The organism is Phenylobacterium sp. LjRoot219, from assembly GCF_964252995.1.
Lineage (GTDB): Bacteria > Pseudomonadota > Alphaproteobacteria > Caulobacterales > Caulobacteraceae > Phenylobacterium.
Genome location: NZ_CAXUQI020000001.1, coordinates 138,476 through 152,152 on the forward strand (window position 1 = coordinate 138,476; position 13,677 = coordinate 152,152).

The 13,677-nt window shown below is 69.6% G+C and carries 13 protein-coding genes; 11 read left to right on the forward strand and 2 right to left on the reverse strand.

Annotation, left to right across the window (positions count from 1 at the left end):
• Positions 1–416: 416 nt before the first annotated feature.
• The 5 genes from hemE (at position 417) to ACSQ14_RS00685 (ending at position 5,597) form a co-directional block, all read left to right on the forward strand.
• On the forward strand, positions 417–1,475 hold the full coding sequence (gene hemE, locus ACSQ14_RS00665; RefSeq protein ID WP_436008708.1) for a uroporphyrinogen decarboxylase: 1,059 nt from the start codon (positions 417–419) through the stop codon (positions 1,473–1,475).
• A complete protein-coding gene (gene hemH / locus ACSQ14_RS00670) occupies positions 1,472–2,506 on the forward strand; it encodes a ferrochelatase (protein ID WP_436008710.1) in 1,035 nt (344 codons plus the stop codon). The genes hemE and hemH overlap by 4 nt, the downstream gene beginning before the upstream one ends.
• The gene (locus tag ACSQ14_RS00675; protein WP_436008712.1) at positions 2,503–2,967 is read left to right on the forward strand and encodes a CopD family protein; all 465 of its coding nucleotides are present in this window, start codon (positions 2,503–2,505) and stop codon (positions 2,965–2,967) included. The genes hemH and ACSQ14_RS00675 overlap by 4 nt, the downstream gene beginning before the upstream one ends.
• A 350-nt stretch (positions 2,968–3,317) precedes the next feature.
• Positions 3,318–4,715 carry a transcription termination factor Rho gene (gene rho, locus ACSQ14_RS00680; protein ID WP_436008714.1) on the forward strand — a complete coding sequence of 466 codons (1,398 nt, stop codon included), beginning with the start codon at positions 3,318–3,320 and terminating at the stop codon, positions 4,713–4,715.
• 147 nt (positions 4,716–4,862) lie between these two features.
• Positions 4,863–5,597, forward strand: a complete 735-nt coding sequence (locus ACSQ14_RS00685) for a methyl-accepting chemotaxis protein (RefSeq protein ID WP_436008716.1) — start codon at positions 4,863–4,865, stop codon at positions 5,595–5,597.
• A gap of 90 nt (positions 5,598–5,687) precedes the next feature.
• On the opposite strand, the gene ACSQ14_RS00690 is transcribed toward ACSQ14_RS00685, so the two are convergent.
• Together ACSQ14_RS00690 and ACSQ14_RS00695 are read right to left on the reverse strand one after the other, a co-directional pair.
• Positions 5,688–6,662, reverse strand: a complete 975-nt coding sequence (locus ACSQ14_RS00690; RefSeq protein WP_436008718.1) for a quinone oxidoreductase family protein — start codon at positions 6,660–6,662, stop codon at positions 5,688–5,690.
• Positions 6,662–7,357 (reverse strand): dienelactone hydrolase family protein, encoded by a 696-nt coding sequence (locus ACSQ14_RS00695; RefSeq protein ID WP_436008720.1) that lies wholly within the window; start codon positions 7,355–7,357, stop codon positions 6,662–6,664. Before ACSQ14_RS00695 ends, ACSQ14_RS00690 begins: the two co-directional genes overlap by 1 nt.
• An 88-nt stretch (positions 7,358–7,445) precedes the next feature.
• On the opposite strand from ACSQ14_RS00695, the gene ACSQ14_RS00700 reads away from it, so the two are divergent.
• The 6 genes from ACSQ14_RS00700 (at position 7,446) to ACSQ14_RS00725 (ending at position 13,612) form a co-directional block, all read left to right on the forward strand.
• The gene (locus tag ACSQ14_RS00700) at positions 7,446–7,688 is read left to right on the forward strand and encodes a DUF6489 family protein (RefSeq protein WP_436008722.1); all 243 of its coding nucleotides are present in this window, start codon (positions 7,446–7,448) and stop codon (positions 7,686–7,688) included.
• Positions 7,685–8,989 (forward strand): tRNA uridine-5-carboxymethylaminomethyl(34) synthesis GTPase MnmE, encoded by a 1,305-nt coding sequence (mnmE, locus tag ACSQ14_RS00705; RefSeq protein WP_436008726.1) that lies wholly within the window; start codon positions 7,685–7,687, stop codon positions 8,987–8,989. Before ACSQ14_RS00700 ends, mnmE begins: the two co-directional genes overlap by 4 nt.
• A 381-nt stretch (positions 8,990–9,370) precedes the next feature.
• Entirely contained in the window at positions 9,371–11,239 is a 1,869-nt protein-coding gene (gene mnmG / locus ACSQ14_RS00710) for a tRNA uridine-5-carboxymethylaminomethyl(34) synthesis enzyme MnmG (protein ID WP_436008728.1), read from the forward strand.
• An 85-nt stretch (positions 11,240–11,324) separates the two neighbouring features.
• Positions 11,325–11,897 (forward strand): 16S rRNA (guanine(527)-N(7))-methyltransferase RsmG, encoded by a 573-nt coding sequence (gene rsmG / locus ACSQ14_RS00715; protein ID WP_436015307.1) that lies wholly within the window; start codon positions 11,325–11,327, stop codon positions 11,895–11,897.
• Complete coding sequence (locus ACSQ14_RS00720; RefSeq protein ID WP_436008730.1) at positions 11,881–12,705, forward strand: ParA family protein; 825 nt, start codon at positions 11,881–11,883, stop codon at positions 12,703–12,705. The genes rsmG and ACSQ14_RS00720 overlap by 17 nt, the downstream gene beginning before the upstream one ends.
• Positions 12,706–12,715: 10 nt before the next feature.
• Entirely contained in the window at positions 12,716–13,612 is an 897-nt protein-coding gene (locus tag ACSQ14_RS00725; RefSeq protein ID WP_436008732.1) for a ParB/RepB/Spo0J family partition protein, read from the forward strand.
• The last annotated feature ends 65 nt before the right edge of the window (positions 13,613–13,677 follow it).

Below are 13,677 nucleotides of genomic sequence, written 5' to 3' on the forward strand. Positions count from 1 at the left end.
TCCCGGAGCCCGGTGAATTAACGGGATGGAAAGGTTCGTTTACGAGAGGTTAATCCACGGGCTCGCACAGGCGGGCGGTTAAAAAAGCGTAAACGTCGACAGCCCGGGTAGAACCACCGGTAGGGCCACGGGTCCTTCCTCCATCCCTTAATAGATTCTTAAGCGAAAATGGAGGCTTGGGGCCGAGCGTGCGAGCGCGGAGAAGCGTCCGCCGGATCGGGACCGGCGGTGCATAAGCTGGGGAGAACTACCGGATCGCCGCAGGGATGGCGGACATTCTCCACGTCCTCGACAGGCCCTACGTCTTCCTTCTGCAATCCAGATTAATTTTCTTAAGGTTTGAAGGTAGACGGACGAACGACGAGTTTGACCGACGGGCTTGAGCGATCGCCCGCAAAGCGATTTAACCGCTCTCGATGAGCTCGCTTCCCGATCAAAAGACACCCCGCCTGTTGCGCGCCCTGGCCGGAGAGGCTTTTGAGCGGCCGCCGGTGTGGTTCATGCGCCAGGCCGGCCGTTCGCTGCCGGAGTACCGCGCGCTGCGGGCTCGGGCGAAAGACTTCATCGCCTTCTGCCACGATCCGGAGATGGCGGCCGAAGCGACCCTGCAGCCGATGCGGCGCTTTCCGTTCGATGCGGCGATTGTGTTCGCCGACATCCTGCTGATCCCCCGAGCGCTCGGCCAGGATGTCTGGTTCGAGGCGGGCGAGGGGCCGCGGCTCGCAGCGCTGCCGCCAATCGAGGCGCTGGCCGAACAGATCGACGCCTCCACCGGGCGGCTGGCGGACATCGGCGAGACCCTGCAGCGGGTCCGGGCGGAGCTGGAGCCGGACCGGGCGCTGATCGGCTTCGCCGGCGGACCGTGGACGGTGGCGACCTATATGATCGAGGGGCGCGGCTCCGAGCGCGAGGCGGCGCGGGCCTTCGCCTACGCCGAACCGGAAAAGCTCGACGCCCTGATCGAGGTGCTGGTCGAATCCACCGCCCGTTACCTGGTGATGCAGGCGCGGTCCGGCGCCCAGGTGCTGAAGCTTTTCGAAAGCTGGGCGGAAGGGCTGGCCGAGGACATGTTCGAGCGCCTGGTGGTTCAGCCCCACGCGGCGATCATCGATCGGGTGCGGGCGGCCGGCGTGACCGCGCCGTTCATCGGCTTCCCGCGCGGCGCCGGCGCGCTGGTCGACGCCTATGCCGAGGCCGTGCCGGTCGAGGGCGTGGCGCTCGACACCCAGGCTCCGGCAGCGCTCGGCCGGCGGCTGCAGGCCCAGGGCAAGACCATCCAGGGTGCGCTCGACAACCTGCTGCTGCGGCAGGGCGGGGCGGCGCTGGACGCCCGGGTGGAGCAGTTGCTCGAGCAATGGGGGCAGGGCCCCTACATCTTCAACCTGGGCCACGGGGTGCTGCCGGACACGCCGATCGCCCACATCGCGCGGGTCGTCGAGCGGGTGACGGGCAAGCCGGCGCGTGAGCCGGCGTGAAACTCGCCGTCGTCCTCTTCAACCTTGGCGGACCGGATGGTCCGGACGCGGTGGGGCCGTTCCTGACCAACCTGTTCCGCGATCCGGCGATCATCGGCCTACCGGCGATCCTGCGTCACCCGCTCGCGGCCATGATCGCCAAGCGCCGGGAGAAGGCCGCCCAGGCCAACTATGAGCTGATGGGCGGCGCCTCGCCGCTGTTGCCGGAGACCGAGGCCCAGGCGCGTGCGCTGGAGGCGCAACTGATGGCGCAGGCCCCGGATGTCGAGGCCCGGGCGTTCATCGCCATGCGCTACTGGAAGCCGTTCGCCGGCGAGACGGCCAAGGCGGTGGCGGCCTTCGCCCCGGACGAAATCGTGCTGCTGCCGCTCTATCCGCAGTTTTCGACGACGACCACGGCCTCGTCCCTGAAGCAGTGGCGCGCGGTCTATAAGGGGCCAGGGCGGACGCGGGAGATCTGCTGCTACCCGACCATGGACGGGCTGGTCGAAGCCCATGCCGAGGCCATCCGGAAGCTCTGGCGGACCGCCGGGGCGCCGCAGAACCTGCGCCTGCTGTTCTCGGCCCACGGCCTGCCGCAGAAGGTGGTCGACGCCGGCGATCCCTATCAGGCGCAAATTGAAGCCACCGCGGCGCGGATCGCCGCCCGGCTGCCGGAACTGGACGACTGGCGGGTCTGCTACCAGAGCCGGGTCGGGCCGCTGAAGTGGCTCGCGCCCTCGACCGAAGAGGAGATCCGCCGCGCCGGGGCCGAGGGCAAGGGCGTGCTGGTCTCGCCGATCGCCTTCGTCTCCGAGCACGTCGAGACCCTGGTCGAGCTCGACCATGAATATGCCCAGGTGGCGCAGGCGGCGGGCTGCTCGCCCTATCTGCGCGCGCCGACGCCGTCGGTGGACCCGCGGTTCATCGAAGACCTCGCCCAGGCGACGCTGATCGCGCTTGGGCGGCCGTTCGGGACCCGGCCGCACGGTCCCTGGATGTGCCCGGCGGGCCTGACGAAGTGCGCTTGCCACCACGGGGAGCCGCAATGAGCGACTGGCTGATCGCCCACTACGACCTGCTGCGCGGCCTGCACATCCTGGCGGTGATCGCCTGGATGGCGGGGTTGCTCTACCTGCCGCGTCTGTTCGCCTATCACTCGACCGCGACCGCCGGCTCGGAACTCGACCAGACCTTCCAGACGATGGAAGGTAAGTTGTTGAGAATCATCATGAATCCGGCGATGATCCTGGCGCTGGTGTTCGGCCTGGCGCTGATCTGGGTGGACGCCCACATCCGCGGCTGGGGCTTTCTCGGCGAGCCCTGGATGTCGGTGAAGCTCGCCGGGGTGCTTTTCCTGCTCGGCTGGCATCATTATCTGGCGGTGGCCCGCAAGCGGTTCGCCCAGGGCCGCAACCAGCGCTCCAACAAGTTCTGGCGGGCGACCAACGAGCTGCCGTTCCTGGCGGCGATCGTCATGGTCATCGCGGTCACCACCGAGTTCGGACGCTAAGAAGGCTCCTCCCCTCAGGGGGAGGTGGCCGAAGGCCGGAGGGGGTTGAAGCCCCGGAGCTGGCGGCCTGCAACTCCCCTCAGTCCCTCCGGGACAGCTCCCCCTGAAGGGGAGCATCTTTTGATACCGCGCCGGCCCCGCTTGACGGCGTCCGCCCGGTGTGGTTCCGATCGTTTTACGCGTCGGCGTTTCGCCCGGCGCGCCCCGCCTTTATTCCGACCGCCCACGCGCCCGACGCGTAAGGCAGGCCGGACCCCCAAGAGACGAACACATCGGCGCTCAAGGCGCCTTGGAATTTTTGAGGCTGCGGCCGGAGTCCGTCCGTGCGCGTCGCCCGAACGAGTATCGCCATGGAAAACGAGACCCCGATCACCCTCGAGCTCGACCCGCAGGTCGGCGCCGCCCAGCCCGCCGAAGAGGTCGACGCCGCGGCCGACGCCGAGGAGCCGTCCGAGGTTTCCGCGGCCATCGCGGCCATGGGGCTGACCCGCATGAGCCTGCAGGAGCTGAAGGACAAGTCGCCCGCCGACCTGCTGGCCTTCGCCGAGACGCTGGAGATCGAAAACGCGAACTCCATGCGCAAGCAGGACATGATGTTCGCGATCCTGAAGACCCTCGCCGAGGAAGGCGTGGAGATCTCCGGCTCGGGGACGCTGGAAGTGGTGCAGGACGGCTTTGGCTTCCTGCGCTCGCCGGAAGCCAACTACCTGCCGGGCCCGGACGACATCTACGTCAGCCCCTCGCAGATCCGGAAGTTCGGGCTGCGGACCGGGGACAGCGTCGACGGCGCGGTGCGCGCGCCGCGCGAGGGCGAGCGCTACTTCGCCCTGGTGAAGGTCGACCAGATCAATTTCGAAGCGCCGGAAAACGTGCGGCACAAGGTGCTGTTCGACAACCTGACGCCGCTCTATCCCGACGAGCGGCTGCGGATGGAGATCGAAGATCCGACGCTGAAGGACCGCTCCGGCCGGGTGATCGACATCGTCGCCCCGCTCGGCAAGGGCCAGCGCTGCCTGATCGTCGCCCCGCCGCGGGTCGGCAAGACGGTGATGCTGCAGAACATCGCCAAGTCGATCGCCGCCAACCACCCCGAGGCCTATCTGATCGTCCTGCTGATCGACGAGCGGCCGGAAGAAGTCACCGACATGCAGCGCACCGTGCGCGGCGAGGTGATCTCCTCGACCTTCGACGAGCCGGCGACCCGCCACGTGCAGGTGGCCGAGATGGTCATCGAGAAGGCCAAGCGCCTGGTCGAGCACAAGCGCGACGTCGTGATCCTGCTGGACTCGGTGACCCGCCTCGGCCGCGCTTACAACACCGTGGTGCCGTCGTCCGGCAAGGTGCTGACCGGCGGCGTCGACGCCAACGCCCTGCAGCGGCCGAAGCGCTTCTTCGGCGCGGCGCGGAACGTCGAGGAGGGCGGCTCGCTGACGATCATCGCCACCGCCCTGATCGACACCGGCAGCCGGATGGACGAAGTGATCTTCGAAGAGTTCAAGGGCACCGGTAACTCGGAAATCGTCCTCGACCGGAAGGTCGCCGACAAGCGGATCTTCCCGGCGATCGACGTGCTGAAGTCCGGCACCCGGAAGGAAGAGCTGATCACCCCGAAGGACCAGCTGCAGAAGACCTACATCCTGCGCCGCATTCTCAACCCGATGGGCGCCCAGGACGCGATCGAGTTCCTGCTCGACAAGCTGCGGCAGTCGAAGACCAACGACGACTTCTTCCAGTCGATGAACACCTGACGCGACCCGCGCGCCTGCCCAGCAGGCGAGCGACGGCGCCTAGCGACCCCGCAGCGGCCTCCGCTGCGGGGCGTTTTGTTTTTGGGCCGGCGGTAAGCGCTCGCCTTGGCGGTCCGGCGGAGTCAGCGATGACGCCGGAGGTCGGGGATGGTCGTCGCCAACGAAGAGGCCCGGGCGGATCCGGTGCGCGGCAACGCGGACCGGGCCGCCTTGGGCGCACTGATCAACATTGCTGGGCGCCAGCGGATGCTGTCGCACCGGGCGGTGATGTTCCTGGCGTTGAGCCAGCTGCCTGGCGGCGACGCCGGCAAACATCTGGACCAGGCGTCCGCCGCGCTGGCGGGCTTCGCCGGCGGCGTGCGGCTGTTGCTGGACGGCGATGCGGGAGAGGGGATCCCGCCGTTGTTCTCGGCCCGGGTGCGGGAGCTGCTGGCGGCTGAGGCCGCCGGCCAGGGATCGGGCGTTCAGGCGCTGCAGTCGTTCGGCGGCCGCGGTCAGGCCTGTCTTGACCGGCTGCGGGCGGCTGATCCTGCATGCGGCGGCGAGGTGCGGGCCCTGGCCGATTTGGCCGGGACGGTGCTGTTGCCGTTGCTGAACGCGATCGTCGCGGCGTTCGAGCAGGACCTGGCGGACGCCTTGCAGAGCGAGGCGGCGCGGGTCGAGGACATCCGGCTGGTGATGGCCGGGGCGCTGGACGACATCGAGCTGACCGCGACCCGCATCCGGTTGATCGCCTTCAACGCCTTGATCGAGGCGGCCCGCGCCGGCGACGCCGGGCGGGCCTTCTCGGTGATCGCCGAGGAGATCAAGAACCTCGGCACCCAGACCCGGGCGGAATCCGCCAAGATGCAGGCGGCGATCGCCCGGCTGTTCGCCGCCTGACCACCCGTTGCGGTGGCGAACGTCGGTCGGTCAGACGGCGTGTTTCACGTGAAACACTACTAGGTCACTCCGGGCGAACGGGGGTCTGCACTACTCTGGGGTGAGGAGCGTCGCGCCGATCGTGTGGCGGCCCTCCAGCGCTCGATGGGCCTCGGCGGCCTGGCTCAACGGGAAGGTCTGACCAATCTCGATCTTCAGGGTGTCGGACCCGACCATGTCGAACACCGCCGCCGCGCTGGCGTCGAGCTCCTCGGTGGTGGCGATGTAGTCGGCCAGCGTCGGCCGGGTGAAGAACACCGAGCCGGCGCGGGTCAGTTGCTGGCCGTCGATCGGCGGCGGCGGGCCCGACGCGTTGCCGAAGCTGACGAACAGGCCGCGGCGGGCGAGGCTCCCGAGGGTGCCGGCGAAGGTGTCCTTGCCGACCGAGTCATAGGCCACCGGCACGCCGACCCCGCCGGTGATCCGGCGCACCTCGGCGGCGACGTCGTGGTCGCGGTAGAGGATGACATGGTCGGCGCCCAGCGCGTGGGCCCGCTCGGCCTTGGCCAGGCTGCCGACGGTGGCGATGATCTCCGCCCCGATGACCTTGGCCCATTGCACCAGCAGCTGGCCGACGCCGCCGGCGGCGGCGTGGATCAGCACGGTCTGACCGGCTTGCAACGGGTAGAGCCGCCGCAGCAGGTATTCGGCGGTCATGCCTTTCAGCAGGACGGCGGCGGCGGTGCGGGAGTCGACGCCGGCGGGCACCTGCACGGCCCGCTCGGCGCTGACCACCTTGTAGTCGGCGTAGGAGCTCGGCGTCCCCATGGCGTAGGCGGCGCGGTCGCCGACCTTGAAGCGGGTGACGTCGCTGCCGAGCGCCGTCACCACGCCGGCGCCTTCCTGACCCAGGCCCGAGGGGAGGGTGACCGGATAGAGGCCGCTGCGGTGATAGGTGTCGATGAAGTTGACCCCGATCGCCTCGTGGCGGATCAGGATCTCGCCAGCAGCGGGGGCCGGCGTCGGGACATCCTCCAGCCGAAGGACCTCCGGACCGCCGGTCTGCTCGAAGCGGATGGCGCGCATCAGACCAGGTGCTTTCGGAAAAAGGCCAGCGAGCGCTCGCCGGCCTGTTGGGCGGCGGCGGCGTCATAGTGCTGGCCGCCGGTGCGGGCGAAGCCGTGATCGCGGCCGGCGTAGGTATGGATCTCGACCAGCGGGTTGGGCTGCAGCGCGGCGATGATCTTGACCTGCGCCTCCTTCGGCACGAACCCGTCCTCTTCGGCGATGTGCATCAGCAGCGGACGCTTGAGGCTCGCGGCTTCCGCCAGCCGGCTGTCGATGCCGACCCCGTAGTAGGCGACCGCAGCGTCGACGTCGGTGCGGGTGGCGGTCAGGTAGGCGAGCAGGCCGCCGAGGCAGAAGCCCACCGCGCCGACCTTGCCGCTGCAGCCGGGATCCTGGCGGATGGTCGAGATGGTCGCGGCGATGTCCTTCACCCCGGTCTCGGGATCAAAGGCGTTGAACAGGCCGAAGGCCTTCTGCCACTCGGCCTCGCTCTGGTCGGTCAGCTGGATGCCCGGCTCGATCCGCCAGAACAGGTCGGGGCAGACGGCGAGGAAGCCCTGGCCGGCGAGGCCGTCGGTGATCTCGCGCATCACCTGGTTCACGCCGAAGATCTCCTGGATCACCACGACCGCCGCGGTCGGCGCCTGCGCCGGGCGCGCGACATAGGCCGAGAATGAGCCGTCCGGCGTGGTGATGGTCGTTTGTTCGCCCATAGGGATCTCCCGTTCTCATTTGACTGGGTAAGCTACTAGCGCGGCCCGGCCTGAGCCGGCCATAAGGTAAGCAAAGGAGCACGCACAGATGAAGATGAGCGTGGAGGTCGAATGCACCCCGGAGGAGGCCCGTCGCTTTCTCGGCCTGCCGGACGTGAGCGCGCTGAACGACCATATCGTCGGCGAGATGACCAAGCGGATCGACGCCAATATGGCGATGCTGTCGCCGGACGAGCTGGTGAAGAACTGGATGGCTTTCGGAGCCGGCGCGCAGGAGCAGTTCCGCAAGCTGATGGAGGTCGGCATCGGCGCCGCCACGCCGCGGAAATGACCGACACCATTTTTGCGCCGGCCACCGCCGCGGGACGGGCGGCGATCGCGGTCGTGCGCCTCACCGGCCCGAGGACCGAGCAGGCGGTACGTACGCTCGCCGGCGGCCTGCCGAAGCCGCGCCGCGCCAGCGTGCGCCGGCTGTTCGCGCCAGACGGCGCGGAGATCGACCAGGGGCTGGTGCTGTGGTTTCCCGGCCCGCGCAGCTACACCGGCGAGGACGCCGCCGAGTTCCATGTCCACGGCGGCCGGGCCGTGGTCGCCGCTCTGCTCGAGGCGCTGGCCGAACTTGGGCTGCGGCTGGCCGAGCCCGGCGAGTTCACCCGCCGGGCGTTCGAGCACGGCCAGCTCGACCTCGCCCAGGCCGAAGCGGTCGCCGACCTGATCGACGCCGAGACCGTCGCCCAGCGGCGCCAGGCGCTGGCGCAGCTCGACGGCCGGCTGTCGGCCGTGCAGGCCCGCTGGCGCGACGCGCTGACCGAGGCGCTGGCGATGTTCGAGGCCGCCGTCGACTTCCCCGACGAGGAGGTGCCGGAAGACGTCGCCGCCCGCGCGCGGCCGATCCTCGCGAGCCTGATCACCGAGCTGGAGGCGGCGGTCGCCGACGCCGGCCGCGGCGAACGGGTGCGCGAAGGCTACCGCATCGCCCTGATCGGCGCGCCGAACGCCGGCAAGAGCACGCTGCTGAATGCGCTGGCCAAGCGCGACGCGGCGATCGTCACCGAGATCCCCGGCACCACTCGCGACATCATCGAGGTGCCGCTGCAACTCGGCGGCTACAAGGCGATCGTCGCCGACACCGCCGGCTTGCGCGATACGCCCGACGTGATCGAGGCCGAAGGCGTGCGCCGGGCCGCCGCTTGGGCCGACGCCGCCGACCTGCGGATCTGGCTGGTCGACGGCGCGGCGGCCGCGGCCCCGAACCCGCCGGCCAGCCTGCAGCCGGACGACTTGGTGCTGCTGACCAAGCGGGACCTGGGCGAGGGCGGTCCGGGTCTGCCCGGCGCGCCGTTCACCGCGCGCAGCCCGAACGACGTCGCCTGGCTGGAGCAGACCCTCGCGGAGCGGGTGATCACCGCCCTGGCCGGGGCCGAGCCGCCGGCGGCGACGCGGCTGCGGCACAAGGCGTTGCTCGAGGAGGCGGCCACGCGGCTGCGCCAGGCGGCGGCGGAGGCCGAGGCGCTGGAGTTGGCGGCGGAGGACGTGCGGCTCGCCAGCCGGGCGCTCGACCGGATTACCGGGCGGATCGATCCCGAGGAGGTGCTCGGGAAGATCTTTTCGACCTTCTGCATCGGAAAGTAGTGCCGTTGGTTCTACTGGGTTGGCCCGTGGCGTGTCAGTAGTCGTCAGGTGTTGAGATAACGGCGTTTCACGTGAAACATCGGGCTTCACCTGCGGCCATGTGTTTCACGTGAAACAAACCGCGTTCGCTGAAAGTCCTCGCGCCTCAGATTGGCTCCTGCGACGGGCCGCGCTCCGACCGATGTTTCACGTGAAACAAGCTCGCTCGGCAGGTGAATTCCACCCGCTGATCCGCTATATAGGCCGCGCTCGCCCCCGCTCGCCGGGGGCGTCTGTGCTAGAGCGCGTTCCGTGATCGCCGGTTTTGCGACGAGAACGCGCTCCAACCTTGAGATGAGCCATTCATCACCGATCAGGTCGCACCGACCCGATCGGTGATGAATGGCTCAGGAGCCGACGCCAGTGCGCTGGGACGTGATCATCATCGGGGGCGGCCACGCCGGCTGTGAAGCCGCGGCGGCCGCCGCGCGCTTCGGCGCCCGCACCCTGCTGCTCACCCACAAGATCGAAACGCTCGGCGAGATGAGCTGCAACCCAGCGATCGGCGGACTCGGCAAGGGCCATCTGGTCCGCGAGATCGACGCGCTCGACGGGCTGATGGGCCGGCTCGCCGACCAGGCCGGCATCCAGTTCCGGCTGCTGAACCGTTCGAAGGGCGCGGCGGTCCGCGGCCCGCGTTCGCAGATCGACCGGCGGCTGTACCGCGAGGCGATGCAGGCCGAGCTCGCCGCGACCCCCAATCTGACCGTCCAGGCCGAGGCGGTCGAAGACCTGATCATCCAGGACGGCCGGGTCGCCGGCGTGGTCGGCGCGTCGGGCGAGACCTACGCCGCCGGCCGTGTGGTGCTGACAACCGGCACCTTCCTGAAGGGCGTGATCCATCGCGGCGAAGAGCGGATCCCCGCCGGCCGGGTCGGCGACGCCCCGGCGATCGGCCTATCCGATCGGCTCTACGCGCTTGGCTTGCGGATGGGCCGGCTGAAGACCGGCACCCCGGCGCGGCTGGTCGGCAGCACGATCGCCTGGGACAAGCTGGAAATGCAGGCGGCCGACGACGAGCCGACGCCGTTCTCCTTCCTGACCGACAAGATCACCGTGCCGCAGATCCAGTGCGGCATCACCTACACCACGGCCGAGACCCACCGGATCATCGCCGAGCGGCTGGCGGAGTCGGCGGTCTACGGCGGCCGGGTGTCGGGGAAGGGGCCGCGCTACTGCCCGTCGATCGAGGACAAGGTCGTCCGTTTCGCCGACAAGACCAGCCACCAGATCTTTCTCGAGCCGGAAGGCCTCAACGACGACACCGTCTATCCGAACGGCGTCTCGACCTCGGTTTCGGCGGAGACCCAGGACCTGTTCCTGCGGACCATCCCGGGACTGGAGCAGGTGCAGGTTCGGCGTCACGGCTACGCGATCGAGTACGACTATGTCGATCCGCGCGAGCTGTTCCCGACGCTCGAAGTGAAGGCGCTGCCCGGCCTCTATCTCGCCGGCCAGATCAACGGCACGACCGGCTATGAAGAAGCCGGCGCGCAAGGCCTGGTCGCCGGGCTCAACGCCGCGCGCGCCGTGTCGGGCGCCGAGCCCGCGCAGTTCGCCCGCGACGAGGCCTACATCGGCGTGCTGATCGACGACCTCGTCACCCGCGGCGTCACCGAGCCCTATCGGATGTTCACCAGCCGGGCTGAGTTCCGCCTGACCCTGCGCGCCGACAACGCCGACCAGCGGCTGACGGCGCGCGGCGTCGAGCTCGGCGTCGTCGGCTCGGTCCGTGCGACGGCCTTCGGCGCCAAGGCCGCGGCGCTCGCCGACGCCCGCGCCCAGGCGAAGGCGCTGACGCTGACGCCGGCGGCCGCGGCGAACGCCGGCCTGCCGGTGAAGGCCGACGGCCAGCGCCGCGACCTGTTGCAGCTGCTGGCCTATCCGACCATCAGCTTCGACGATCTGGCGGCGATCTGGCCGCAGCTTGGCGACTGGTCGCCAGCGGTGCGCGAGCAGCTGGCGATCGACGCCGGCTACGCCGGCTACCTCGACCGGCAGGCGGCGGACGCCGAAGCCTTCCGGCGCGACGAAAACCTGCGGCTGCCGGCCGACCTCGACTACGCCGGCGTCGGCGGCCTCTCGAACGAGGTGCGCGAGAAGCTCGCCGCGGTGCGTCCGCTGACGCTCGGCCAGGCGGCGCGGATCGAAGGCGTGACGCCCGGCGCGCTCACCGCGCTGCTCGCCCACGTCCGCCGTCGCGCGGCCTGAGGAGAGCGCCTTGGGGGGAGCTGACTGGGAGGACGTCGTCGACGCGGAGAGCTTCGCGCGCGCGACCGGCGCGACGCCGGCGCAGATGGCCGATCTCGCCCGTTTCCGTGAACTGCTCGCCGAGTGGAACGAGCGGATGAACCTGATCGGGCCGGCGACGCTCGAGGTCTACTGGAACCGCCACGCCTGGGATTCCGCCCAGCTGCTCAAGCTCGCACCGGAGGCGCAGGTGTGGGCCGACCTCGGGGCCGGGGCTGGCCTGCCGGGCCTGGTGCTGGCGATCATGGGCAAGGGCCGCGACGGCTTCCATGTCCACCTGGTGGAGAGCATGACCAAGCGCTGCCGCTTCCTGTCGGAAGTGGTCGGCGAACTTGGCCTGCCGGCGACGGTGCACAATGCGCGTGCGGAAAACCTGCAGCTAGCTGTGGACATCGTCACCGCGCGCGCTTGCGCCCCGCTCGGCCGCCTGCTCGGGTACGCTCAGCCCTACCTGAAGGCCGGTGCGCTCGGATTGTTCCTGAAGGGACAAGATGTAGCAGCCGAGCTGGAAGATGCGGCTAAATCTTGGGAATTCGAGGCGGATACCGTACCGTCTCTGAGTGATCCCCGAGGCCAGATCGTGCGCGTGAGGAGACTGGGTCGTGCCCGAAAAGTCTGACCGGCCGCTGCGCGTCCTGGTGATCGCAAACCAGAAGGGCGGGGTGGGCAAGACCACGACCGCGATCAACCTCGGCACGGCGCTCGCCGCCGTCGGCGAGAAGGTGCTGCTGGTCGACTCCGACCCGCAGGGCAACGCCTCCACTGGCCTTGGCGTCGGCCGGGCGCGGCGCAAGTTCACCCTCTACGACGTGCTGATGGGCGAAAAGCCGATCGGCGATGCGGTCGTGACGACCGACCTGCCGGGCCTCGACCTGGTGCCGGCCGACCCCGACCTGTCCGGCGTCGAGCTGGAGCTCGGCCAGCAGGCCCGCCGCTCGTTCAAGCTGCGCGACGCGCTGGAGCCGGTGCGCCAGACGGGCCACTACACCTATGTGCTGATCGACTGCCCGCCGTCGCTCAACCTGCTGACGGTCAACGCCATGGCCGCGGCCGACGCGGTGCTGGTGCCGCTGCAGTGCGAGTTCTTCGCGCTCGAGGGCCTGACCCAGCTAATGCGGACCATCGACCTGGTGCGCGGCAGCCTCAATCCGCGACTGGAGATCCAGGGCGTCGTGCTGACCATGTACGACCGCCGCAACAGCCTGTCGGAACAGGTGGCCGGCGACGTGCGCGGCCATTTCGGTTCGACGGTCTACGACACGGTGATCCCGCGGAACGTGCGGGTGTCGGAGGCGCCGTCGTTCGGCAAGCCGGCGCTCGTCTATGACCTGAAGTGTGCGGGGAGCCAGGCCTACCTGAAGCTCGCCCGCGAGGTGGTGCTGCGCGAGCGCGCGCGCCGCCAGGAGCTCGCGGCCGGCGCGGCCTGAGGAGATGGTGATGGCAGTCGAAAGCCGCAGAGGGCTGGGTCGGGGTCTGTCGGCCCTGTTGGGTGAGTCCGAGGACGAAACGATCGTCGCCGAGGGCCGGCCGGCGAGCGCCGGCCCGGGGCTGGAAGGCGCGCGCGAGATCCCGATCGAACTGATCCACCGCAACCCGGCCCAGCCGCGGCAGCATTTCTCCGAGGCCGAGATCGCCGAGCTGGAGGAGTCGATCCGCTCCACCGGCGTGCTGCAGCCGATCCTGGTCCGGCCGTCGCCGTCGCGCGCCGGCGAGTTCGAGATCGTCGCCGGCGAACGCCGCTGGCGGGCCAGCCAGCGCGCCGGCCTGACCGTGATTCCGGCGCTGGTCCGTGAGCTCGGCGACGACCGCGCCTACGAGATCGCCATCGTCGAGAACGTCCAGCGCGAAGACCTCAACGCGATGGAAGAGGCCAAGGCTTACGAAAGCCTGATGGGCCGGATGAGCTACACCCAGGAGCAGGCGTCGAAGTCGGTCGGCAAGAGCCGCAGCCACGTCGCCAACACCCTGCGCCTGCTGCAGCTGCCGCAAGGCGTGCAGGACCATGTGCTGTTCGGCCGGCTGTCGGCCGGTCACGCGCGGGCGATCCTGGCCTGCGACGACCAGGAGACGGTCGCCGAACTGGTCGTCGCCAAGGGCCTGTCGGTGCGCGACACCGAAGCGCTGGTGCGCGCCAAGGCCGCCGGGCCGAAGAAGGCCTCCGGTCCGCGCCGCGCATCCAAGGACGCCGACACCGCTGCGCTGGAGACCGATCTCGAGGACGCGCTCGGCATGAGCGTCGACATCGCCGATCGCGGCGGCGCCGGCGAGGTGAAGATCCGCTACGCCAGCCTCGAACAGCTCGACGAGATCTGCCGCCGGCTGACCCGGGCGTAAGTGCTAGATCCTCCCCTACAGGGGGAGGTGTCGGCGCAGCCGACGGAGGGGGTTCCAGCCGCAGA

Coding starts and splice junctions, on each gene's coding strand:
- ACSQ14_RS00695 (WP_436008720.1), bottom strand. CDS start 7,357: ATGGGCGAACAAACGACCATCACCACGCCGGACGGCTCATTCTCGGCC.
- mnmG (WP_436008728.1), top strand. CDS start 9,371: ATGGCTCAGGAGCCGACGCCAGTGCGCTGGGACGTGATCATCATCGGG.
- ACSQ14_RS00685 (WP_436008716.1), top strand. CDS start 4,863: ATGGTCGTCGCCAACGAAGAGGCCCGGGCGGATCCGGTGCGCGGCAAC.
- hemE (WP_436008708.1), top strand. CDS start 417: ATGAGCTCGCTTCCCGATCAAAAGACACCCCGCCTGTTGCGCGCCCTG.
- ACSQ14_RS00700 (WP_436008722.1), top strand. CDS start 7,446: ATGAAGATGAGCGTGGAGGTCGAATGCACCCCGGAGGAGGCCCGTCGC.
- mnmE (WP_436008726.1), top strand. CDS start 7,685: ATGACCGACACCATTTTTGCGCCGGCCACCGCCGCGGGACGGGCGGCG.
- ACSQ14_RS00675 (WP_436008712.1), top strand. CDS start 2,503: ATGAGCGACTGGCTGATCGCCCACTACGACCTGCTGCGCGGCCTGCAC.
- rho (WP_436008714.1), top strand. CDS start 3,318: ATGGAAAACGAGACCCCGATCACCCTCGAGCTCGACCCGCAGGTCGGC.
- ACSQ14_RS00690 (WP_436008718.1), bottom strand. CDS start 6,662: ATGCGCGCCATCCGCTTCGAGCAGACCGGCGGTCCGGAGGTCCTTCGG.
- ACSQ14_RS00725 (WP_436008732.1), top strand. CDS start 12,716: ATGGCAGTCGAAAGCCGCAGAGGGCTGGGTCGGGGTCTGTCGGCCCTG.
- rsmG (WP_436015307.1), top strand. CDS start 11,325: ATGGCCGATCTCGCCCGTTTCCGTGAACTGCTCGCCGAGTGGAACGAG.